The sequence below is a fragment of the Amycolatopsis sp. DSM 110486 genome (assembly GCF_019468465.1).
In the GTDB taxonomy this organism is placed as follows: domain Bacteria; phylum Actinomycetota; class Actinomycetes; order Mycobacteriales; family Pseudonocardiaceae; genus Amycolatopsis.
Genome location: NZ_CP080519.1, coordinates 6331557 through 6352766 on the forward strand (window position 1 = coordinate 6331557; position 21210 = coordinate 6352766).

General features: G+C 70.8%; 20 protein-coding genes and 1 pseudogene. 12 read left to right on the top strand and 9 right to left on the bottom strand.

The window, feature by feature from the left end:
- Positions 1–396: 396 nt before the first annotated feature.
- Positions 397–1215 (bottom strand): annotated as a pseudogene (locus K1T34_RS30730) (enoyl-CoA hydratase); the annotation flags it as partial.
- 411 nt (positions 1216–1626) lie between these two features.
- The gene (locus K1T34_RS30735) at positions 1627–3186 is read right to left on the bottom strand and encodes a FadD3 family acyl-CoA ligase (protein ID WP_220238251.1); all 1560 of its coding nucleotides are present in this window, start codon (positions 3184–3186) and stop codon (positions 1627–1629) included.
- An 86-nt stretch (positions 3187–3272) separates the two neighbouring features.
- Between K1T34_RS30735 and K1T34_RS30740 the strand changes: the two genes are divergently transcribed.
- From K1T34_RS30740 to K1T34_RS30755, 4 genes are read left to right on the top strand one after another with little or no spacing between them, the layout of a single operon-like run.
- Positions 3273–4373 (top strand): acyl-CoA dehydrogenase family protein, encoded by a 1101-nt coding sequence (locus tag K1T34_RS30740; protein ID WP_220247499.1) that lies wholly within the window; start codon positions 3273–3275, stop codon positions 4371–4373.
- On the top strand, positions 4370–5134 hold the full coding sequence (locus tag K1T34_RS30745) for an SDR family oxidoreductase (RefSeq protein WP_220238252.1): 765 nt from the start codon (positions 4370–4372) through the stop codon (positions 5132–5134). The genes K1T34_RS30740 and K1T34_RS30745 overlap by 4 nt, the downstream gene beginning before the upstream one ends.
- A 10-nt stretch (positions 5135–5144) precedes the next feature.
- A complete protein-coding gene (locus K1T34_RS30750) occupies positions 5145–5744 on the top strand; it encodes a TetR/AcrR family transcriptional regulator (protein ID WP_220238253.1) in 600 nt (199 codons plus the stop codon).
- On the top strand, positions 5737–6888 hold the full coding sequence (locus tag K1T34_RS30755) for an acetyl-CoA C-acetyltransferase (protein ID WP_220238254.1): 1152 nt from the start codon (positions 5737–5739) through the stop codon (positions 6886–6888). The genes K1T34_RS30750 and K1T34_RS30755 overlap by 8 nt, the downstream gene beginning before the upstream one ends.
- A gap of 104 nt (positions 6889–6992) precedes the next feature.
- Here K1T34_RS30755 and K1T34_RS30760 read toward each other — a convergent pair whose 3' ends face one another.
- From K1T34_RS30760 to K1T34_RS30780, 5 genes are read right to left on the bottom strand one after another with little or no spacing between them, the layout of a single operon-like run.
- Positions 6993–8318: an NAD(P)/FAD-dependent oxidoreductase gene (locus K1T34_RS30760; protein ID WP_220238255.1), complete on the bottom strand. Its 1326-nt coding sequence runs from the start codon at positions 8316–8318 to the stop codon at positions 6993–6995.
- The gene (locus tag K1T34_RS30765; RefSeq protein WP_220238256.1) at positions 8311–8535 is read right to left on the bottom strand and encodes a ferredoxin; all 225 of its coding nucleotides are present in this window, start codon (positions 8533–8535) and stop codon (positions 8311–8313) included. The genes K1T34_RS30760 and K1T34_RS30765 overlap by 8 nt, the downstream gene beginning before the upstream one ends.
- The gene (locus K1T34_RS30770) at positions 8532–9140 is read right to left on the bottom strand and encodes a ferric reductase-like transmembrane domain-containing protein (protein ID WP_220238257.1); all 609 of its coding nucleotides are present in this window, start codon (positions 9138–9140) and stop codon (positions 8532–8534) included. Before K1T34_RS30770 ends, K1T34_RS30765 begins: the two co-directional genes overlap by 4 nt.
- Complete coding sequence (locus K1T34_RS30775; protein ID WP_220238258.1) at positions 9133–9870, bottom strand: DUF4142 domain-containing protein; 738 nt, start codon at positions 9868–9870, stop codon at positions 9133–9135. The genes K1T34_RS30770 and K1T34_RS30775 overlap by 8 nt, the downstream gene beginning before the upstream one ends.
- Positions 9854–10795 (bottom strand): hypothetical protein, encoded by a 942-nt coding sequence (locus K1T34_RS30780; RefSeq protein ID WP_255637684.1) that lies wholly within the window; start codon positions 10793–10795, stop codon positions 9854–9856. Before K1T34_RS30780 ends, K1T34_RS30775 begins: the two co-directional genes overlap by 17 nt.
- Between K1T34_RS30780 and K1T34_RS30785 the strand changes: the two genes are divergently transcribed.
- The 4 genes from K1T34_RS30785 to K1T34_RS30800 all read left to right on the top strand — a co-directional run bounded on the left by K1T34_RS30785 (position 10766) and on the right by K1T34_RS30800 (position 14189).
- Positions 10766–11209 carry a sigma-70 family RNA polymerase sigma factor gene (locus tag K1T34_RS30785; protein WP_255637685.1) on the top strand — a complete coding sequence of 148 codons (444 nt, stop codon included), beginning with the start codon at positions 10766–10768 and terminating at the stop codon, positions 11207–11209. The two genes, K1T34_RS30780 and K1T34_RS30785, sit on opposite strands and share 30 nt — an antisense overlap.
- A 7-nt stretch (positions 11210–11216) precedes the next feature.
- Positions 11217–11966 (top strand): anti-sigma factor, encoded by a 750-nt coding sequence (locus K1T34_RS30790; protein ID WP_220238260.1) that lies wholly within the window; start codon positions 11217–11219, stop codon positions 11964–11966.
- Positions 11967–12207: 241 nt separating this feature from the next.
- Positions 12208–13698, top strand: coding sequence for a DUF1996 domain-containing protein (locus K1T34_RS30795; protein ID WP_220238261.1), 1491 nt, complete (start codon positions 12208–12210; stop codon positions 13696–13698).
- Positions 13699–14009: 311 nt separating this feature from the next.
- Complete coding sequence (locus tag K1T34_RS30800; protein WP_220238262.1) at positions 14010–14189, top strand: hypothetical protein; 180 nt, start codon at positions 14010–14012, stop codon at positions 14187–14189.
- A gap of 128 nt (positions 14190–14317) precedes the next feature.
- Here the strand turns inward: K1T34_RS30800 and K1T34_RS30805 are convergent, their stop codons facing one another.
- A complete protein-coding gene (locus K1T34_RS30805; RefSeq protein ID WP_220238263.1) occupies positions 14318–15331 on the bottom strand; it encodes an Lrp/AsnC family transcriptional regulator in 1014 nt (337 codons plus the stop codon).
- A 121-nt stretch (positions 15332–15452) separates the two neighbouring features.
- Between K1T34_RS30805 and K1T34_RS30810 the strand changes: the two genes are divergently transcribed.
- The 4 genes from K1T34_RS30810 to K1T34_RS30825 are packed head-to-tail and all read left to right on the top strand — an operon-like array spanning position 15453 to position 19489.
- On the top strand, positions 15453–16652 hold the full coding sequence (locus tag K1T34_RS30810; RefSeq protein ID WP_220238264.1) for a M20 family metallopeptidase: 1200 nt from the start codon (positions 15453–15455) through the stop codon (positions 16650–16652).
- Between the two features lie 4 nt (positions 16653–16656).
- Positions 16657–16857 carry a hypothetical protein gene (locus K1T34_RS30815; protein WP_220238265.1) on the top strand — a complete coding sequence of 67 codons (201 nt, stop codon included), beginning with the start codon at positions 16657–16659 and terminating at the stop codon, positions 16855–16857.
- Complete coding sequence (locus K1T34_RS30820) at positions 16857–18290, top strand: sodium:solute symporter (RefSeq protein ID WP_220238266.1); 1434 nt, start codon at positions 16857–16859, stop codon at positions 18288–18290. Before K1T34_RS30815 ends, K1T34_RS30820 begins: the two co-directional genes overlap by 1 nt.
- A complete protein-coding gene (locus K1T34_RS30825) occupies positions 18287–19489 on the top strand; it encodes an amidohydrolase family protein (RefSeq protein ID WP_220238267.1) in 1203 nt (400 codons plus the stop codon). Before K1T34_RS30820 ends, K1T34_RS30825 begins: the two co-directional genes overlap by 4 nt.
- A 330-nt stretch (positions 19490–19819) precedes the next feature.
- On the opposite strand, the gene K1T34_RS30830 is transcribed toward K1T34_RS30825, so the two are convergent.
- Positions 19820–21208, bottom strand: a complete 1389-nt coding sequence (locus K1T34_RS30830) for a S8 family serine peptidase (RefSeq protein ID WP_220238268.1) — start codon at positions 21206–21208, stop codon at positions 19820–19822.
- Between the last annotated feature and the right edge of the window lie 2 nt (positions 21209–21210).

Below are 21210 nucleotides of genomic sequence, written 5' to 3' on the forward strand. Positions count from 1 at the left end.
GCGGCCGGCGGATGCGGGACCGGTGTTGCTCGCGGTGCCGTGATCTGTGGGGCGGTCGGCGGATGCGGGACCGGTGTTGCCTGTGGTGCCGTGATCTGTGGGGCAGCCAGAGGGTTCGGGATTGGTGTTACTTGGGTTGCGGCGATCCGTGAGGTGGCCGTCGGGTTCTGGGCTATCGAGGGCTGAGGTCGGGTGGTCGCCGGGTTCGGGGCTGCTGTTGCTTGTCGTACCGTGATCTGTCGCGTGGTCGGCGGACGCGGGGCTGGTGTTGCTTGTGCTGCCCTGATTTGTGAGGTGGTCGGCGGGTTCGGGACTGGGGACGCCCGAAGCGTGGCGGTCCGTGGCGTGGTGGGCGGCGGTGGTCGGCTCTGGATGGGGCGGCGGCGGTGCGGGGTGGCGCATGGAGCGGGCGGTGTGGCCGCCGAGGGAGTCGCCGGAGGTTTCGGCGTTGTGGGCGTGGGCGAGGTGGTGGAGGGCGAATGCGGAGTCCATGCCGTTGCGCAGGCCCATAAGGTCTTCGGCTTGGTTGACGGCTTTTTTGGCGAGCGCGAGGCCGAAGCGGGGCATCTCGGCGATCTGCGCGGCCAGTGAAAGGGTCTCGGATTCCAGGGAGTCGCGGGGGACGACGCGGTTGACCATGCCCCACGCCAGCGCTTGGTCGGCGGAGAAGCGTGCGCCCGTGAAGAGGACTTCCTTGGCGGTGCGCGGGCCCAGGACCCAAGGGTGGGCGAAGTACTCGACGCCGGGAATTCCCATGCGTACCACGGGGTCGGCGAAGAAGGCGTCGTCGGAGGCGACGATGAGGTCGCACGTCCAGGCGAGCATGAGGGCGCCGGCGATGCAGGCGCCCTGGACGGCGGCGATTGTGGGCTTCGGCAGGTCCCGCCAGCGGCGGCACATGCCGAGGTAGACCTCCGATTCGCGCGCGAAGCGCTGGTCGGCGCCGGGGGCGTCGACGTGGTCCCACCAGGTGACGGCGCGGCGGGGGAACGACAAGTCGGCATCACGGCCGGGGGAGCCGATGTCGTGGCCGGCGGAGAAGTGCTTGCCCGCGCCGGCCAGGACGATGACCTTCACCTCGAAGTCCTCGACGGCGCGGGTGAAGGCATCGTCGAGGGCGTAGGTCATCGCGGAGTTCTGGGCGTTGCGGTACTCCGGCCGGTTCATGGTCACGACGGCGGTCGGGCCGCGGCGCTCGTAGAGGACTTCAGGCATCGGTGTGTTCTCCCCGGTTGCGGTGCTCCGGCCGGTTGACGGTGAGAATGGCAGTCGGGTCATGGCGTTCGTGCTCGACTTCAGACATCGCTGTGTTCTCCCCGGTTGCGGTGGTCGGGCCGGTTCACGGTGAGAATGGCGGTCGGGTCATGGCGTTCGTGCTCGACTTCAGGCATCGGTGGGTTCTCACCCGTTGCGGTGGTCGGGCTGGTCCGTGATGACGAGGGTGATGGGGCCGCAGCGTTCGTGGGGAACTTCAGGCGTCGGTGCGCTCGCCGGGGTTCCAGCGCGGGCCGATTCGCGGAGTCGGTGGGGCCGCGGTGGTTGTGCGGCAGTTCGCGCATGCCTGCGCTGCGGCTGGATGCGGTCGGGTCTGCGCGGCGTGATGGCGGGGCCGCCACGTCCAGGAACTCAGGCATGTGGGCGCTCCTGCGGTGGGGACGGGCCGGCGGTCGCTTTGTCGACGGGGTCGGGCATGGGGGTCTCGCGGAGAAGGCGTTTGAGGACTTTGCCTGACGGGTTGCGCGGGAGCGCAGGGACGAACTCGACTGAGCGCGGCACCTTGTAATTGGCCAGATTCTCCTTGCAGTACGCCAAAACAGCCTCGGCGGTCAGACCGGCGCCGGGGTGGGGGACGATGTAGGCGCGGCCCACTTCGCCCAAACGGGTGTCGGGGAGGCCGACGACGGCGGAGTCGGCGATGGCGGGGTGGGTGGCGAGCACCTGTTCGACTTCGGCGGGGTAGACGTTGAAGCCGCCGCTGACGTAGATGTCCTTGAGGCGGTCGGTGATGCGGAGGTGGCCGTCGGCGGACAAGGACCCGACGTCGCCGGTGTGGAGCCAGCCGGCGGGGTCGATGGCGGCCGCGGTGGCGGCGGGGTCGTCGAGGTAGCCGAGCATGACGTTGGGGCCGCGCAGGAGAATCTCGTCGTGGTCGCCGAGGCGGATTTCGAAGCCGCCGGTGGGGCGGCCGGAGAAGTGGGAGACGACGTCGAGGGAATCGGTCGGGCTGCTCATGGTGGCGACGACGGCTTCGGTCAGGCCGTAGGCCGTCAGCACCGTGTCGAAGCCAAGGTCGGAGTGCATGCGGGCCACTAGAGGTGCCGGGACCGACGCCGCGCCCGTGACGGCCAGGCGCAACGAGGACAGGTCCCGGCGTGAACGGTCCGGGGCGTCGAGCAGCATCCGGTAGACGGTCGGGGCGGCGGGCAGCACGGTGATGCGTTCCTGCTCGATCAAGCGCAACGTCGAGGAAGCGTCGAAGACGCGCTGCGGAACGATCGTGGCGCCCGTCAAGACGCAGGCCAGGATGCCTGCCTTGTAGCCGAAACTGTGGAAGAACGGGTTCACCACCAGGTAGCGGTCCCCAGGAGACAACCCGGCGCACGACGCCCAAGCGGCCGCGACACCGAGGGCCTGACGGTGTGCGCTCATCGCGCCCTTGCTGCGGCCGGTGGTGCCGGAAGTGAAGAGGATGTCACTCACGTCGTCCGGGGTCACCGCTGCCGAACCGAAAGTACCGTCCACATCGGACCATTCGACGACGCCCGGCACCGGCGGCTCCGCGGCTTCGACCGGCACGCGCACCACCAGGGGTGGCAAGGAGTCCAACGCAGCGAGCCGCGAAGTCCCCAGGAAACGGCCCGTGATCACCAAACCCGAGAGCCGCGCCCGCGAGAGCACATCCAGGGTTTCCCGCGCGGTGAACCGGGTGCTCACCGGAACGAGTGTCGCGCCCGCGTAGAGAATGCCCAGGCCCGCCACGACCCAGTGCCACGTGTTGGGAGAGCACACCGCGACGCGCGCGCCGGTGCCCACGCCGTGCGAAGACAAGAAGCCCGCGAAAGCCCGCACGCGTGAGCGCAGGGCGGCCCACGTCAGCCGGACGTCGCCGTCGGCCACGGCTTCGCCCGTGGGGTCCCGCTCCGCGGCCGCGTCGAGCGCTGCGGGAACGGTCAGCGGCAGCGTCATCGCAGACCTCCCTAGCAAGTGCTTGGTAGGGTAACCTACGGACGAGCCCCGGGGCCAGAGAGGAGAACGCGGTGGACGAGTTCCGGATGCGGATCCGCTCCTGGCTGGCCGAGCACCTCGACCCCGCGCTCAAGGGTCTCGGCGGGCCGGGCCGGGAGCATGAAGCGTTCGAGGAACGCCGGGCCTGGGAACGGAAACTCGGCGCCGCCGGGTGGAACGGGTTGGGCTGGCCCCCAGGGCACGGCGGGCGCGGCGCGACGATCGAGCAGCAGGTCGCGTTCCACGAGGAGTACGCCTGCGCAGACGCGCCCGCGCGGGTGGGTCACCTCGGGCAGGAGCTGCTGGGGCCGGCGCTCATCGCGTTCGGCACCGAAGCCCAGCAACGCCGGTTCCTGCCGAAGATCCTCGCGGTCGACGAGCTGTGGTGCCAGGGCTACTCCGAACCCGGCGCCGGGTCCGATCTCGCCGCGGTCGCCACGAAAGCGCGACTCCGCAACGACGAATGGGTGATCACCGGCCAAAAAGTCTGGACGTCGCTGGCCCACGTCGCCGATTGGTGCTTCGCGCTCGTCCGCACCGAGCCGGACAGCAAGCGCCACCACGGGTTGTCCTTCTTGCTCATCCCGATGCACCAGGACGGCGTGGAAGTCCGGCCGATCCGCCAGCTCACCGGCACCGCCGAGTTCAACGAGGTCTTCTTCACCGAAGCCCGCACCGCCAAGGATCTCGTGATCGGCGCGCCCGGCGACGGCTGGCGGGTCGCGATGGGCGTGCTCGGGTTCGAACGCGGCGTCGCCACGCTCGGTCAGCAGGTCGGATTCCGGCGGGAGCTGGAGGCGATCACGGAACTCGCCGAAACGTCCGGCGTGGCAAGGGATCCGCACGTCGCCGAGGCCATCGCGCGGGCGTGGGTGGGCCTCGAGGTCATGCACGCGCACGCGCTGCGCGCCCCCGGCGGACCCGGCGCCGCCTCCGTTGCGAAGCTGGTCTGGGCCGGCTGGCACCGCAAGCTGGGCGAGCTGGCCATGCTCGTGCGCGGCGCCGCGGGCCTGGTCGCGACCGAAGACCGCTGGCAACGCTTGTTCCTCTTCTCCCGCGCCGACACGATCTACGGCGGCTCCGACGAGATCCAGCGCACCGTGATCGCCGAGCGCGTGCTCGGCCTGCCCCGGGAGGCGCGGCCGTGATCACCATCCCGAAGTACCCCAGTGGCAACAACCTGCTCAAGGACAAGGTCGTCGTGGTCACCGCGGCCGCCGGCACAGGCATCGGCTCGGCCGCCGCGAAACGCTGTCTCGAAGAAGGCGCGCACGTCCTCATCAGCGACCGCCACGAACGCCGCCTCAAGCAGACCGCGCAAGACCTCGGCGTCCCCGGCGTGCCCTGCGACGTCACCCGCGAAGAAGACGTGCAGCACCTCATCGACGCGGCCGTCGAGCACTACGGCCGCCTCGACGTGCTCGTCAACAACGCCGGCCTCGGCGGTACCGCCTCCATCCTCGACATGACCGACGACGAGTGGTCCCGCGTGCTCGACGTGACGCTCACCGGCACCTTCCGCGCCACGCGCGCCGCCCTGCGCCGGTTCGCGCAACAGGGCACCGGCGGCGCCATCGTCAACAACGCGAGTGTGCTCGGCTGGCGCGCGCAGGAGGGCCAAGCCCACTACGCCGCCGCCAAAGCCGGGGTGATGGCCCTGACACGTTGCGCCGCCGTGGACGCCGCGCCGTACGACGTGCGCGTGAACGCCGTCGCGCCCAGCCTCGCGATGCACGCCAACCTCGCGAAGGTGACCAGCGACGAGCTGCTCGCCGAGCTCACCGCGCGCGAGATCTCGGGGAGGGCGGCGCAGCCGTGGGAGGTCGCGAATGTGATGGTGTTCCTGGCCAGTGAGTACGCCTCGTACCTCACCGGCGAGGTGGTGTCGGTCAGTGCCCAGCACGCGTGAGGTGGAACGAGTGAAGAACGCCCCCGGATCCCGGCGAGCCGAGCTGCTCGCGCTCGCCGCGAAGCTGTTCGCCGAGCGCGGGTACGTGTCCACTACGGTCCGCGACATCGCCGACGCCGCGGGCATCCTGTCCGGCAGCCTCTACCACCACTTCGACTCGAAGGAGTCGATGGCCGACGAGATCCTGTCCGGCTTCCTCGACGAGCTGTTCGGGGCCTACGCGGAGATCGTCGCGGAGCGAAAAGGCCCGCGCGAGACGCTGGAAGCCGTGGTCGTCGCCTCGTTCGACTCGATCCACCGGCGTCCCGCCGAGGTCGCGATCTACCAGAACGAAGCCCAGCACCTCATGCAGCTGCCGCGCTTCGCGTACCTCAACGACCGCAACGCCGAGTTCCGCAAGCTCTGGAACGGCATCCTCACCGATGGCGTCGAGGCCGGCGTCTTCCGCCCCGACCTCGACGTGGAGCTCGTCTACCGCTTCATCCGCGACACGGTCTGGGTCGCCGTGCGCTGGTACAACCCCGAAGGCGCGCTGAGCGCTCACGACGTCGCCGACCAGTACCTCGGCATCCTGCTCGACGGCATCGCGAAACGGAGGCGCCGTGGCTGAGGCCTACGTGCTCGACGCCGTGCGCACGCCCGTCGGCCGGCGCGGCGGCGCGCTCGCCGCGGTGCACCCGGCCGACCTCGGCGCGCACGTGATCAAAGCGGTCGTCGATCGCACAGGCGTGGACCCCGCGCTGGTCGACGACGTGATCCTCGGCTGCGTCGACACGCTCGGGCCGCAGGCCGGCAACCTCGCGCGCACCGCGTGGCTCGCCGCCGGGTTCCCCGACCACGTGCCGGGAGTGACGGTCGACCGCCAGTGCGGTTCGAGCCAGCAGGCCGTGCACTTCGCTGCGCAGGCCGTGCTCAGCGGCACCGCCGACCTCGTGCTCGCGGGCGGGGTGCAGAACATGTCGGCCGTGCCGATCGGCTCGGCGATGCTCGCCGGGCGCGAGCTGGGGTTCCCCGACCCGTTCTCCGGTTCGAAAGGCTGGCAGGAGCGCTACGGCGCCGAGGACGTGTCGCAGTTCCGCAGCGCCGACCTCATCGCGCGCCACTGGGACCTCTCACGCGCGCAGCTGGAGAAGTTCGCGCTGCGCAGCCACGAACGCGCGGCCGCCGCCATCGACGAAGGGCGCTTCGACGCCGAACTCGTGGCCTACGGTGACTTTCGCGTGGACGAAGGTCCCCGCCGCGACACCAGCCTCGAGAAGATGGCCTCGCTGAAGCCACTCTCCGACGGCTCCCGCATCACGGCCGCCGTCTCCAGCCAGCTCTCCGACGGCGCGAGCGCGACGCTGCTGGCCTCGGAAGCGTTCGTGCGGGAGCACAAGCTCAAGCCCCGAGCGCGCATTCACCACCTTTCGGTGCGCGCCGCCGATCCGGTCTGGATGCTCACCGGACCGATCCCCGCGACCGCGCACGCGCTGCGCAAGACCGGCCTCACGATCGGTGAGATCGACCTGTTCGAGGTCAACGAGGCGTTCGCCAGCGTCGTGCTCGCGTGGCTCGACGAGACCGGCGCGGACCCGGACCGCGTGAACGTGAACGGCGGCGCCATCGCGCTCGGCCACCCGATCGGCGCGTCGGGCACGAAACTGTTCGCCACGCTCCTGCACGAGCTCGAACGCCGGGACGCGCGGTTCGGCCTGCAGACGATGTGCGAAGGCGGCGGCACCGCCAACGTCACCATCGTCGAACGGCTGTAGCCGCGTCTGAAAACCGAAGGGCCGGTCACCACACCGCCCAGCCGCTGGGACGGTGTGGTGACCGGTGGAAGGGGGCGGCCGCCGCGCGCGGCCACCCCCGGCTCTCACCGAGCGAAGTCCTCCGCGGCGTCGAACTCGTCGGCGAACTGCGCGTAGAACTCCTGGGTGTCAAACCTCTCGTCGGGGTAGAACCGCTCATCGGTGTCGAACTGCTCGTCGGGCCAGGTCTCGACGGGCTCGGGTGAGGCCAAGGACGGCGTGTACTCCGGCACCGGCAGCCGCCGGTCGAGCTCGGCTGTCCAGTCGAGCATCGCGCGCGGCTTGTCCCACGCCGTGATGCCCACGAGCTGCCCCGCGCGGATGAACCCGGTGATGCCGTCGGCGAGCGACACGGTGTCCTCGCCGAGCGAGGGCATGCCCGCCATCTGCAGCCGTACGTCGTAGAGCGTCGACCACGCCCGCGGCAGCGGCGCGAACGGCGTGGCCGCCGACCGGCCCGCGATCAGGTTCTCCGCGGCCGCGCGCGACGACTCCACGGCGTTGATCCAGTGCTCGACGCGGCGCGGCACCTCGTCGAAGCGCAGGTTGGGCCAGCGCGCGAGGTCACCCGCCACCACCACGTCGTCGGCGCCCTCGGCGAACAGCGTCGGCTCGCACAGGACACCGTCCTCGACGTCGAGGCCTGAGCCGCGCAGGTAGTCGACCGCGGGGACGCTGCCGATCGCGAGCACCACGCAGCTGGCCACGAGCAGCTTGTTGTTCGTCAGGTGCAGCCCGACGGTGTCGTCGGTGCTGATCCAGTGCCGCACCTCCGAGCCCATCGCCAGCTTCGTCCGGTGCTCCTTGTGCAGCTTCACCACCGCGTCGGAGATCCGGCTGCCGAAGCGGTGCAGCGGCGCCTTCGCGTGGCCGACGAGCGTGACGTCGCGGCCGAGGTGGCGCATGCTCGCGGCGAACTCGTTGCCGATCAGGCCGCCGCCGATCACCACGGCCGGCTTGTTGCTCGCGTGCAGGCAGTGCCGCACGGCCAGCGCGTCGTCGATCGTGCGCAGTACCCGCACGCGCGGGTCGTGGCGCGGCGAGCCGGGCAGGTGCCGCGGCACGACGCCGGTGGCCAGCACGAGCCCGTCGTACCAAAGCGATTCACCGCCGGGCAGGTGCACGACGCGCTCGACGGTGTCGAGGTGCGTCGCGCGCGTGCCGAGGCGCCAGTGGACGTCGAGGTCGCCGTAGGCACGCAGCGTGGTGTCCGGCGGTCGCGCCGCTCCCATCACGAGCTGCTTCGAGATCATCGGCCGGTGGTACGGGCGGCGGGCCTCGTCGCCCACCACCACGATCTCGCCGTCGAAGCCGAGCTCACGCAGTCGTTCCGCCGCGCGCAGGCCGGCGACACCTGCGCCGACGATGACGATCCGGTCGCCGTCAGCCATCAAGTTCCCCTCTCAGCACGACCGCCTGCATCGGGCACACCCGGGCCGCGGCGATCGCTTGGGTCATGTCTTCGGGCTCGAGCAGGCGCTTGCGGAAGCGCAGGCGCCCGTCCCGGCCGAGGTCGAAGAGGCCGGGGGCCTCCATCGCACAGATTCCGTAGAGCTCGCACCGGTCGTTGTCGACACTCACGCGCGGCCCGCTGCCGGGGAGTTTCACGCCACCTGCTCCTCGACGAGCCCGATCCGCTCGAGCGTCCGCGGCGGCAGGAACCGCAGCAGCGCCAGCGTGACCGGGGGGACGAGCAGGGTGATGCCGACGAGCCACATCGCGGCGAGGTGACCGTTGGCGATCGCGCCCAGGAACGCGTGCAGCGCGGTAAGCGCGACGGCCGGGTACGCCAGCCGGTGCAGCCAAAGCCAACGCCGGTACGACGTCCAGCGCTGCACGCAGGTGGTGAGCGCGATGGCCAGCATCAGCTCCAGCCCGACGATGCCGAACGTGTGGCGCGCGAGCGTCCCCGGCATGAACGGGACCGTGATGTAGGCCAGCGAGAACGGGTTCACGGTGAGGTAGAGGAACCCCAGTGCGTGGAGACAGCCGAACGCGAGCGCGAGCGTCGACAGCGTCAGGTGGCCGCTGCGCAGCGCCTTGCGACCAGTGACCGAGCGCACCCAGCCCGTGGCGGTGAGCACGCCCCAGCACAGCGTGAGGCACATGAACGCGTAGGACAGCCTCGCCGAGAGCGCCGCGATGCCGCGTGCGGCCGGATCGGTGGACTGCTGAGCGAGGGTGGTCACCGCCTCGTGGACGGTGTCAACCATGGGTTTCTCCTGAGTTCGGACGGAGCCGGCCGCCGCGCAGGCGGCCCGACTTCGCGTAGCGGACTCCGAGCAGCGTCGCGCCGCCGACCAGCACGAAGAGCAGTGCGGCGGTGAGCACGTCGGAGGTCCGGAGGTCGAGCGCGCTGCCGGCGGGCGCCGCGGAATCGGCCACCGCGCTCGACGGCAGCGCGGAGAAGTCCACGTAACCGGTGCTCTCCAGCAGCGTCATGTGCCGCAGCACGGCCTGGTTCGCGACGGTCGCGTACGCGCGGATCTCGGGGTTGCGGGTGCCGGCGCGGACCTGGGCGATCACGGAGAACACCTGGCCGTGGGCCGCGCGCAGCAGGTTGGCGAAGAGGCGGTCGAAGTCCTGCGGGGTGGGGGCCTTCTGCAGTTGGTCGAGCCAGCCCATCTGCTGGGCCGACGGCTCGGCGGGCAGCACGACGCCGAGCTTCGCGGCGAGCTGGCGGGTGAGCACGTCGAGCCGGCCGTGGTCGACCATGATCGCCGCGCCGACTTCGCGCACCTTCGGGTCCGCGCCGCGGGTTTCGGCCCACGTGCCGGCCGGCATCTCCCACAGCCCGGCTTGGCGCACCTTCACGAGCAGCAGCTGGTCCCCGGCGTCGACGCTCGTCTGGGCCGACGCGGGGGCCGGCACCATCACGAGCGCGGCGAACACGACAAGCACGAGACGCAGGGCCTTGCGGAGGCGATCAGATCCGGAACGCATCGGCCCGCCAGGTATCGGTGGTGGTCTCGATCTTGCCGCCCTCGGGCGTCAGCGGGAACCACGCGCGGCCGGTGCCCTGCCCGGCGGTCTGCCCCGGCATCTCGTCGCCGGTGTAGCGGTAGAGCGGCCAGCCGGCGAGAGTGACCTGATCCGTGCCGTCGGGGCGAGTGACGCTGCCCACGAGATCACGGTCGATGCCGGTGAGTTTCACATCACCACTGGCACGCACAGGCAGCCACTTCTCGGCGCACTCGTCGGTGCAGCGCGAACGCGAGGGCTTCGCGCTGTCGCGGTCGTACCGGTAGACGGCGAAACCGCTACCGTCCACGACAACGTCTCCGAGGTCGAACGCGCGGGCGGCCCGCAGCTCGGCTTTCGCCGGGTCGGTCTGGTCGGCCGGCATCTGCATCGGCATGCTCATCGGGCCCGCGGGGCTCGGGAGATAGCCACCGGGAGCGGTTCCGGACTGACATGCGGTCAATACTGTGAATGCGGCCAGGCACACAGCGGGGGGTGCCGCTGTGCGGAACAAGCGGTTCACGGCTTCCTCCAGGGGGCGGAACTGCGCGCCGTCGCGGGGGAACGACGGGAAAAGGGCGCAGTTGATCCACTGTGGACAGTGAGCCCAGGGTGAATGCGGTGCGTCGCGGGGGAACGGCGCGTTGTCGGGGTCTTCGACGGGGGATACGGACACAGGTTCGACACGGTTCAAAAAACTTTCGTGACCAAAGCCTGTGATTTTGGTACTGGACGAAATGGCGTCGTTGCCACAAAGATGTCCCGCGTGGGACGGCACAATCGAACGCTGAGCCCGACGGACGATCATGAAACCGAAACCCCCGGAGTTCATGACGACCTGGCCAAAGCGTTGTACCAAGAGTTCGGCGGAGCCTTGATGGGCTTCGCGCTGCGCCTGACCGGTCACGACCGGCAGTGGGCGGAGGACGTGGTGCAGGAGACGTTGATCAAGGCTTGGCGCAACGCCGACAAGCTCGACCGGAGGCCGGCGATGCTGCGCGCGTGGCTGTTCACCGTCGCTCGGCGCATCGTCATCGACGGCTGGCGCAGCCGCAGTGTCCGTCCGCAGGAGCTCGAGGAGATCGAGTCCGACTCCGTGTTCGTGTCCGACGAGTCGGACAAGACGGTGGCGGCCATGATCCTCTACGAGGCGCTGCAAGGGCTTTCGCCCGAGCACCGGGAGGCGGTGCAGCAGACGTACCTGGCCGACCGGACCGTGAACGAGGTCGCCGCCACCCTGGGGGTGCCGCCCGGCACCGTCAAATCGCGAATCCACCACGCCGTCCGCGCCCTGCGGAAGGCCATGCGCGAGCGGGGGTGAGGTGACCGTGCCCGGACCCCCGCACACCGACCTTGCCGCGTACGTGCTCGGCGTGCTCAGTGAAGCCGACAACACGCGGTTCGAGGAACACCTGCTCGACTGCCCGCATTGCCAGCTCGACCTCGTCGAGCTTCACCAGCTGCCCGACGTGCTCGACCTCGTGAAGAAGAACTGGCCGGAGCCGCCGGTACCGGTCACGCCGGGGCGCACGCTGGCGCCCGGCCCTCGCGTGCTGCGCGCGCTGATGGCCGAGGCGACGGTGAAGCGCAAGCGGCGCCGGCGCATCGGGCTCGTCGCCGCGGCGGCCGCGGCCGCGCTCGTGGTGGCGGGTCCGCTCGTGACGCTCGCGGTGCGCCCAGCCGACGCCGCGGGTCCCACCGTGAGCCTGGCAGCGCCGACTTCGGTCCCGCCGGCGCCGTCTTCCTCGCTGTCCGCGCCCGGTGGTGGCACGTCGTCTGGTCAGGGCGCTTCGGCCGTGACAGCGCGCGTGTCCTTGACGCCGCGCGAGTGGGGCAGTTCCGTGGACCTCGAGCTGAGCGGGGTCGCGGGACCGATGAACTACCAGCTGCTCGCCATCTCCTCAGCCGGAGACATCCGCACGGTCACGGGCTGGTCCGTGCCCGCGAAGGGCTACGGGATCCCCGGCTCGCCGGGCCCGCTGAAGGTGACGGGCGGCACGTCGCTGCCTGCCGGCCAGATCACGCGATTCGAGGTCCGGGCCGACGACGGCACGCTGCTCGTGGTCGTCGACCGCTGACCCTCCCCGCTGGGGAAATGCTCTGTCCTTTATGGATTTTCGGGGCCGACCTGCCGATCACGTGCGGATAACGCGGCGATTTCTTTTTGAACCACTTCGCCTTCCCGTCCGTATTCCCCAGTGCCGGCACCGGATTCCCCCGCATCCGAGCTGCCGAGCGTCTCGACTCCAAGTAGTTCACACCCGGGCCGCGGCCGTAGTTCGGCGCGCCCGGAGGATCGAACGAGGTGAGCACAGCACCATGACCAGGAACCATCCCCGTCACCGGTCGGCGAAGCGCGTCACGATCGTCACCGGTGCGCTCGGCCTGGCCCTCGCGGTCGGCGCGCTGGCCGTGAACGCGACGTCCGGCCAGCCCGACCGCGCCGGCGCCGACCCGGCCGACAAGTCGTTCTTCCTGGACATCACCAAGGTCCCGAAGGGCTCGAACGTGAGCCGGACGCAGAACCGCGGCGCGCGCGGCACGTTCACCGTCGACTGTGGACGCAACGAGAACGGCCACTTCAACCCCGACAACTTCATCGCGCAGCCGGGTGTGCGCAACGGCGCCCAGCACCTGCACGACTACGTCGGCAACCTTTCCACGAACGCCGACTCGACCAACCGCAGCCTCGCCCGCGCCGGCACGACGTGCAAAAACGGCGACAAGTCCACCTACTACTGGCCGGTGGTCCGCATCGACACCGACGACGAGGAGGAGGAAGCCCCGGCGTCTTCGGAAGCCGCCGCCCCGGCCGAGGGTGACGACGTGGCCGCGGACCGCGCCGACGCGGCCAAGGACGCCGCCGAGCCGCAGGTCGAGTGCCCCGACGTGGCGAGCGAGCTGCCCGATGTGCCCGACGCGGCCATGGACGCGGTCAACACCGAGCTCGACGCGATGGACTCGCAGGTCGACCAGGCCGACAAGCAGGTCGAGGCCGGGCAGGACGCCGATGCGGTGCTGAAGTCGTTGAAGGGCAAGCGGTCCGCGTCGCTGAAGAAGATCTCGGACACGATGTCCGCGCAGGGCGCGAAGCCGGAAGACTCGGACTCGCTGGCCGGCTGCGCCGTGCAGGACTCCGACAGCACGGGCCTCGACAACGGCGGCGCCAACAGCGATCCGGACGCCGGCGAGAGCGCCAGTGACCAGAAGCAGAAGCAGGACAACGGCGCGGCCGCTGAGCTCCCGGGCGTGAACGGCGAGAACGAGGTCGCCGGCAACGACGGCGAAATCCAGCGCGTGGTGTCCGCGACGCTGTCCTTCGGCAGCGGTGGCGCTCGCAAGGTCGTGGCGATGCCGCGGTTCCTGCGTGTGCTCTACGGTGACGCGAAGGAAGGCGCCAACGGTCCCGCCAACGCCCGCGCGAGCTGGACATGCTCCGGCTTCGAGGACCGGCTGACCGACCACTACCCGATCTGCCCCGACGGCAGCAAGGTCGAGCGCATCCACGCCTTCCCGAACTGCTGGGACGGCAAGAACATCGACAGCGCCAACCACCGCACCCACATCGTCTTCTCCGACGCGAACGGCAACTGCAAGCGCGGCTTCAAGGCCGTGCCGCAGCTGAAGATCACCCTGGTCTACAACATCCCACACGACGTGCAGGTCAAGGGCCAGTACAAAGTGGACGCGTTCCCCGAGGAGAAGCACAACCCCCGCTCGGATCACGACGACTTCGCCAACGTCATGACGCAGTCCCAGATGAACCGCGTGGTCTCCTGCATCAACACGGGCAAGCGCTGCAAGGAATGACCCGGGACCGGCGGCCCGGTGCGGTGCCTCGCTCGGGCACCGCTGGGACCCGGGCCGCCCCCGCCCGGCGCCACACCCCCTCACGGCACCCGTGGCGCCGGCCGATGCAGACCCGACCAGACTGGAAAAGGAGTTTCGATGCGGATCTCCCCGAGCCACGCGGAGTTCACGGCCCGACGGGGTCGGCATTGGGTGGGAACCCGGGTGCTGCGCTTCCGCCGCCCGGACCGGCGGCGCGGTGTGGTGCCTCGCTCGGTTTCTGAGCGAGCACCCTTGGCGTTGACGGAACACGGAAACATCCAGGAGCAGTCATGAATTTCCCTTACCACGCCGAGGATTTCGACCGCGACGGTCGCGAGGATCCGGCCGGCGCGGTGCGCGACACCGCTGCCGAGCTGCCGTGGCGTGAGGGCGGCGGAAGGGCAGCAGGTTCCGGGCGGTTCTCCGGTGTGTTGCCGGTGCCCCACGTGTCCACATCGGAAACCGGCTGACCCTCCCATAAAAAGCTCCGATTCGGCGAGGTTCCCTCTCCTTCACCCACCCCCCACTCGCCGGGTCGGGTTCCTTGCCGGTCCGGCGGGCGCTTCCCTCCCACATCCCCCCGCACCCGCCGGACCGGTCAAGGGTTTTTCGTCACCGCGGACCAGAAGTCCAGGGGGAGGTGGCCGGCGGCGAGGCCCTCGTCGTCGAGCAGGTGGCCCATGAGCTTGATCCCGCGCAGTGTCACGGCGCGGTCGACGATCTCCAGCCACGGCAGCTTGGCCGCGAGCGAACCCTCCAGCGGCAGCAGGTCGTGCTGGGAACCCAGCCACACCACCAGCATCAGGTTCGCCGCCCCGCTGAGGGCGGCGCACATGCGTACCTCCGGCAGCATCGCGAGCGAGCGCGCGGTCGTCTCTAGCTTGTCGGGCGGAACGCGCAGCCAGAGCATCGCCGTGACGGGCGCGGGGGACAAGGGCCGCGCGATCTCGCAGCGCAGCCGGACGGCGCCGCGGGCCAGCAGGGCGTCGAGACGGCGCCGGACGGTGCTCGCGCCCACGCCCAGCTCCACCGCCAGCGAAGCGGCCGACGCCCGGGCGTCCTCCCCGAGCGCCAGGATCAGCGCCCGGTCCAGCTCGCCGAAGCGCAAAGGTCCGGACGTCCGCGCCGAGGGCGACACCAGAGCCTCCCGCTCGCCCGGCGAGATCGCGCGGACGCGCCACCGGCTGCCCTCGGTGAACAAGCGCGGCGACACCACCGTGCGCGTCGCCGTGACGCCCGGCAGCGCCGACAGCCGGTGCAGCACGTAGTCGGAGATCGCGCGCAGCGTTGGCGCCACCAGGTGGATGTGCAGGTCGCAGTGCCCGGCCAGGTACTCCACCGTCGCCACGTGCGGGTCGGCCGCGAGGCGCTGGGCCACCGCCAAAGCCGAACCCGGCGCGCAGTCGATCTCCACGAACGCCAGCGCCAGCTGCGCCACCAGCTCGCCGCCCGGGTACGCGGTGAGCCAGGCCTGCCCGCGCGCCACCAGCGCCTCCCAACGCCGCGCGGCCGTCACCGCCCCGATGCCCAGCGCCTGGCCCAGCACGGCCCACGTCGCGCGCGGCCGGGTCTGCAGCGCGTCGAGGAGTTTGAGGTCGCTCTCGCTCAACATGGCCGATCCTTCGTCCGCGCGGCGCCGATTTGGCGGATTCCTGCGATCCGGCCGGCAGGAGCGTTCCACACTCGCATCATCTTCGGGCCAGCATATGTCGATGTTCCAGCGAGGGAGACCCATGTCCTTGCGCTCCGACGCCACAGCGCTCCGCCCCGACCTCATCGCGCTCCGCCGATCGCTGCACCGAACCCCCGAGATCGGTCTCGACCTGCCCCGCACCCAGGAAAAGGTGCTCCAGGCCCTCGACGGCCTCGGCCTCGAGATCAGCCTCGGCCGCGACCTGTCGTCGGTGACTGCCGTGCTGCGCGGTGGCGGCGGACCCGGCGGCACCGTGCTGCTGCGCGGCGACATGGACGCGCTGCCCGTCACGGAAGCCTCCGGTGAGGAGTTCTCCTCCGAGATCGACGGCGCCATGCACGCCTGCGGCCACGACCTGCACACGGCCGGGCTCGTCGGCGCCGCGCAGCTGCTCGTCTGCCGCCGCGACCAGCTGGCCGGCGACGTCGTGTTCATGTTCCAGCCCGGCGAAGAAGGCTGCGACGGCGCGAGCTACATGATCGACGAGGGCGTGCTCACCGCGTCCGGCCGCCAGGTCGACGCCGCCTACGGGCTGCACGTTTCGTCTTCGCGCCACGCGCGGGGCCTGTTCACCTGCCGGCCCGGGCCGCTCATGGCCGCGTCCGACGCGGTGAAGGTGCGCGTGGTCGGCGCCGGCGGCCACGGTTCGGCGCCGGAGGCTTCGCGTGACCCCATCCCGGCCGCGTGCGAGATGGTCACCGCTCTCCAGACGCGCATGACCCGGGCGTTCGGCGCGTTCGAGCCGGTGGTGCTCACCGTCGGCAGCTTCCACGCCGGCACGCGGCGCAACGTGATCCCGGACGACGCCGTGTTCGAGGCGACCGTGCGCTCGTTCGACCCGGAGGTGCGCGAGCGCATCCGCGCGCAGGTCGTGCGCGTGTGCGAGGGCATCGCCGCCGCGCACGGCCTGGACGTCGAGATCACCTATGACGCCGAGTACCCCGTGCTGGTGAACCACGACTCCGGCCACGAGTTCATCGCCGGCACGGTGCGTGAGGTCTTCGGCGAGGAACGGTTCGAGCTGCTGGAAGATCCGATGACGGGGTCGGAGGACTTCTCCCGGGTGCTCGGGAAGGTGCCGGGCGCGTTCGTGTTCCTCGGCGCGTCGCGGTCGGACGATCCAGTCGGCGCGCCGAACAACCACTCGCCGCGCGCCGCGTTCGACGACTCGGTGCTCGCCGACGGCGCGACCCTGCTCGCCGCGCTGGCGTGCCGGCAGCTCGCGGTCCTGGCAGCGTGATCACATGCGCAGCTACCACCTCCCGCCGATCATCCCGGTGATCGCGCTGGTCCTCATGCCGTTCCTGCCGTTCGTCAACTCCACCGGGCTGTGGCTCGGCCTGCCGAAGATGCTGGTGTGGGGCGCTTTCTGGTGCCTCATGTTCACCCCGGCCCTGCTGCTGAGCGAGCGCATGATGGCGCGCGCGGGGGCGGGTGACGACTGATGATCCTGACCTTCACGCTCATCGGCATCGTCCTCATCGGCGTGCTCGGCTTCGTCGGGCGGCGCAAGCCCGCGGCGGATCTCAGCGAGTGGACCGTCGGCGGCCGCAAGTTCGGCGCGCTCACGATGTGGTTCCTGCAGGCCGGCGAGGTGTTCACCACCTTCACCTTCCTCGGCATGGCGGGGCTCGCCTTCTCCGGCGGCGTCGCGGCGATGTACGCGCTGCCATACGTGCCGATCGCCTACGTGGTCCTGTTCTTCCTGGCCAAACGCCTGTGGCGGATGGGCAAGGACCGCGGGTACCTCACGCAGGGCGATTTCCTCGAGGACCGCTTCTCCAGCAAGTTCCTCGGCACGCTCTCGGCCGTGCTCGGCGTGATCTTCGTGCTGCCCTACCTGCAGCTGCAGATCACCGGGCTCGGTCTGATCGTGCGGCTCGTGACCGGCGACGCGGCGTCGGGCAACCTGAGCATGGTGCTCGGCAGCGTGCTGATCGTCGCGTTCGTGCTGTGGGCCGGGCTGCGGGGCGTGGCGGCGACGTCGTACTTCAAGGACGCGATCATGCTCGTGGTCCTCGTGGTGCTGATCATCGCGGTGCCCGCGCACTTCGCCGGCGGCGTCTCGGGCGTGTTCCACAAGATCGAGCAGCTGCACCCGGAGAAGCTGTTCATCCACGCCGGCAGCAACGACCACACGTGGTTCATCACCAGCATGATCGTGAGCGCGATCGGCGTCGGCCTGATGACGCTGCCGCACTCGTGGCCCGCGCTGATGGCCGCGCGCGACCCGAAGGTGCTGCGGCGCAACTACACGTGGATGCCGATCTACGAGCTGTGCCTGCTGCTGCCGATGATCATCGGGTTCGCCGCGATCCTCGTGGTGGACAAGACCAGCGACCCCAACGGCGTGCTCCTGACCCTGAGCAAGGACGCGCTGCCGGGCTGGGTCACGGGGCTGGTCGTCGTGGCGGCCACGGCCACCGCGATGGTGCCCGCGGCCGGCATCCTCATCGGGATCTCGTCGCTGGTGGCCCGCAACATCGTGCGGGTGCGCGGGGAGCGCAGGCAGTTCTGGATCAACCACGGCACGGTCGTGCTCGCGAGCGCGCTCGCGTTGGTGCTCGGCATCTTCCGGCCCGACCTGCTCGCGAACCTGCTCCTGCTCACGTACTCCGGCTCGGTGCAGCTCGCGCCGGCCAACCTGCTGGGCTTCCTCAAGAAGGTGCCGGTCGGTAAGGGCCCGGTGCTCGCCGGGCTGATCGCCGGCGAGATCGTGGTCATCTGGCTGACCTTCTTCGACACGCAGTTCGCCGGCACCGTGAACGTCGGCCTGATCGGGCTCGCGGCCAACGTCGTGGTGCTCTCGGTGGCCACCGGCATCGAGCGGGCCGTGACGCGGCCCGGTGTTCCCGTGAAGACAGGAGAACCGGTATGACCCGCACGGTGTTCAGCGGCGGCTCGGTGTTCGACGGCACCGGCAGCGCCCCCGCCCCGGCCGACGTCGTGGTGGAGGACGGCCGGATCGTCGAGGTCGGCACCGGCCTCGACGGCGACCGTTCGGTCGACTGCACCGGCGCGACGCTGTTGCCCGGTTTGTTCGACTGCCACGTGCACGTGACGGTGTCGGACCTCGGGTTGCTGCCGCGCGTGCAGAAGCCGTTCTCGTACCAGTTCTACGAGGCCGCCCGCAACCTCTGGACCACGCTCAAGCTCGGCATCACGACCGTGCGCGACGCGGCCGGCGCCGACCTCGGCATCAAGCAGGCCGTGGCCGACGGGCTGATCCCCGGGCCGCGGCTGCAGATCGCCATCGGCCTGATCAGCCCCACCGGCGGCCACGGCGACGGCTGGATGCCCTCGGGCCACTGCCTTCCGCTGTCGCTGCCCCACCCCGGCCGCCCCGACGCGACGGCCGACGGCCCGGACGAGATGCGCCGCGTCGCGCGGACGTTGCTGCGCGCCGGCGCGGACGTGCTGAAGGTCTGCACCACCGGCGGCGTCCTGTCACCCCGCGACGACCCGCGGCACTCGCAGTTCACACTGGAGGAGCTCGACGTCCTCGTCACCGAGGCCCAGATGCAGGGCCGCGCCGTGATGGCCCACGCTCAGGGCGCGGAGGGCATCAAGAACGCCGTGCGCGCCGGCATCCGCTCCATCGAGCACGGCATCTACCTCGACGACGAGGCCATCGAGCTCATGCTGGCCCGCGGCACCTGGCTTGTGCCGACGCTGGTGGCGCCGGTCAACGTCATCCGCGCGGCCGCGGCGGGTGCTTCGCTGCCGGACGCCGTGGTGCAGAAGGCCAAGGAGGTCGCGGAGGTCCACGCCGACTCGGTGCGCCGGGCGGTCGCCGCGGGCGTGCGGATCGCGATGGGGACGGACAGCGGGGTGGGTCCCCACGGGACGAACCTGGAGGAGCTGGAGCTGATGCGCTCGTGCGGTATGAGCCCGGCCGACGTGCTCGTGGCGACCACGTCGTCGGCCGCCCGGTTGCTCGGCATGGAGGGCGAGCTGGGCCGGCTCGCTCCCGGTCATCGCGCGGACATCGTGGTGGTGGCCGGGGATCCGTACGACTTCGCCGACCTGGCGGCCAACGTCCGCGAGGTCTGGCAGGACGGCGTGCGGGCGGTGTGACGCTTCGCGGTGCTTCGGCTCGTCCGGGGCCGAGGCACCGCGGTGTCGTCGCCGGCATGCTCGGCTGATGGGCATGAGCAGAGTCCCGAAGTGCGCCCGGGCGCCCAAATCACCGCCCAGGAAATCTGCTGCTGCCGGTTCTCCGGCGCCATCGCCGAGGACTGCGAGCTCTCTGCACAGGCGCGGCCACCGCTGTCAGCCGCGCTGGGTGCCGGGGATCAGGGCTGATCATCCGCGGATGCTCGCGAATCGGGGCACCACAACGAAAGCCGCCCTCTTGCCGATGCTCGACGGGTTCGCCGTCGAGCGGTGCCTCCTCATCTCGTCCGGCTAGAACGCGCCGAGTCCCACCGGGACGCCCAGACCGGTCGGGCCGTCCCAGCCGAGGCCGGCGGAGCAGACGACGGGCTTGAACTGCGCGCAGTCGGCGGGGCCGTGCTGGGCGTTGGAGCCGGAGGAGACGTCGGCGATCGTGCCGGGAGGGGCGCTGTACAAGGTGTTCGGACCGTCCACACCGGACAGCCGACCGCCGCGGGCGTAGAGGCCGGCGACGAAGGGCGAGGCGGCGCTGGTGCCGCCGACGATGAGCCAGCCGGCTTTGCCGCCGTTGGGCGCGTAGGAGCGGTAGACGGCGACGCCGGTGAGCGGGTCGGCGACCGCGGAGACGTCGGAGCCCGCGCGGTGGCCCGAGCAGTTGGCGGCGATGGCGGCCGGCTGGCCTTGCGCGGGACCGAGGTCGAGGGCGCAGCCGCTGCCGGCGCCGACCCAGCGCTGCTGCTCGCCGTGTGGGGTGAACAGGCTGCCCCAGGCCTTCTGCACGAACGAGCCGCCGGAGCCGCTCAGCGACGTGCCGCCGACCGACGTGACCCACGGCAGTTCTTGCGGCCACAGCTGCGGCCCGCCGAGATAACCCTTGTCGCCGGACGCGGCGACCACTGCCATGCCCGGGTGGTGCAGCGCCACGGCGGGCGCGCCGGCGCCGAGGTAGTCGCCCTGCAGTCCGGTGGGCACGCCGTAGCTCATGCTCACGGCGCTCGAACGCAGGCTCGCCGCGTAGCTCACGGCGGTGCCGAAGTCGTCGGCGAGCTGGCCGGGCAGCTGCAGCAGCACGGCGTTGAGCAGGCGCCCGACGTCCATCGGGATCTGGACCATGGTGATGCGGCACATCGGGCACGCGGCGGAGGCGAGGTCGACGTCGAGCGCGGTCTCGGTGGCGTAGGCCTCCTCGATCTCGCCGAGCCCGTCGACGGGCTTGAGCGCCGGCCCGCCGTGGTAGTCGGTGATCTTGAGGCAGCCGTCGGCCGTGGTGCACTCGGGCAGGCCGAACTGGCCGCGGTAGGTCGTGAGGTCGGCCTCCAGCGTCGGGTACGCGCCGATGCCGACGATCGTCACCATGCCGCGTTCGCCGGTCTTCGCGTCCGGCAGGTGGTAGGCGCGCGCCAGATCGGCGGGCGAGAACCCGGCCGGCGCGGGGGTGGTGAGGGGATCGGCCGACGCCTTGTCGCGCGTGACGACGTTCGTCAGGCAGCCGAGATCCACCTGGTGCCCCTGTACGACCCCGGTGCACGAGTCGGCGACGCCGTGGTCCTGGCCCAGCGTGCCCGCGCGCACCGCCTGCGCGACCTGGGCCGTGGCGGCGTCCGGCGGCGTGGCTGTGGCAGGTGCGGCGAGCGGAACAGCGACGACAACGGCCAGTACGAGCGCCCGACCCAGCTTCATGC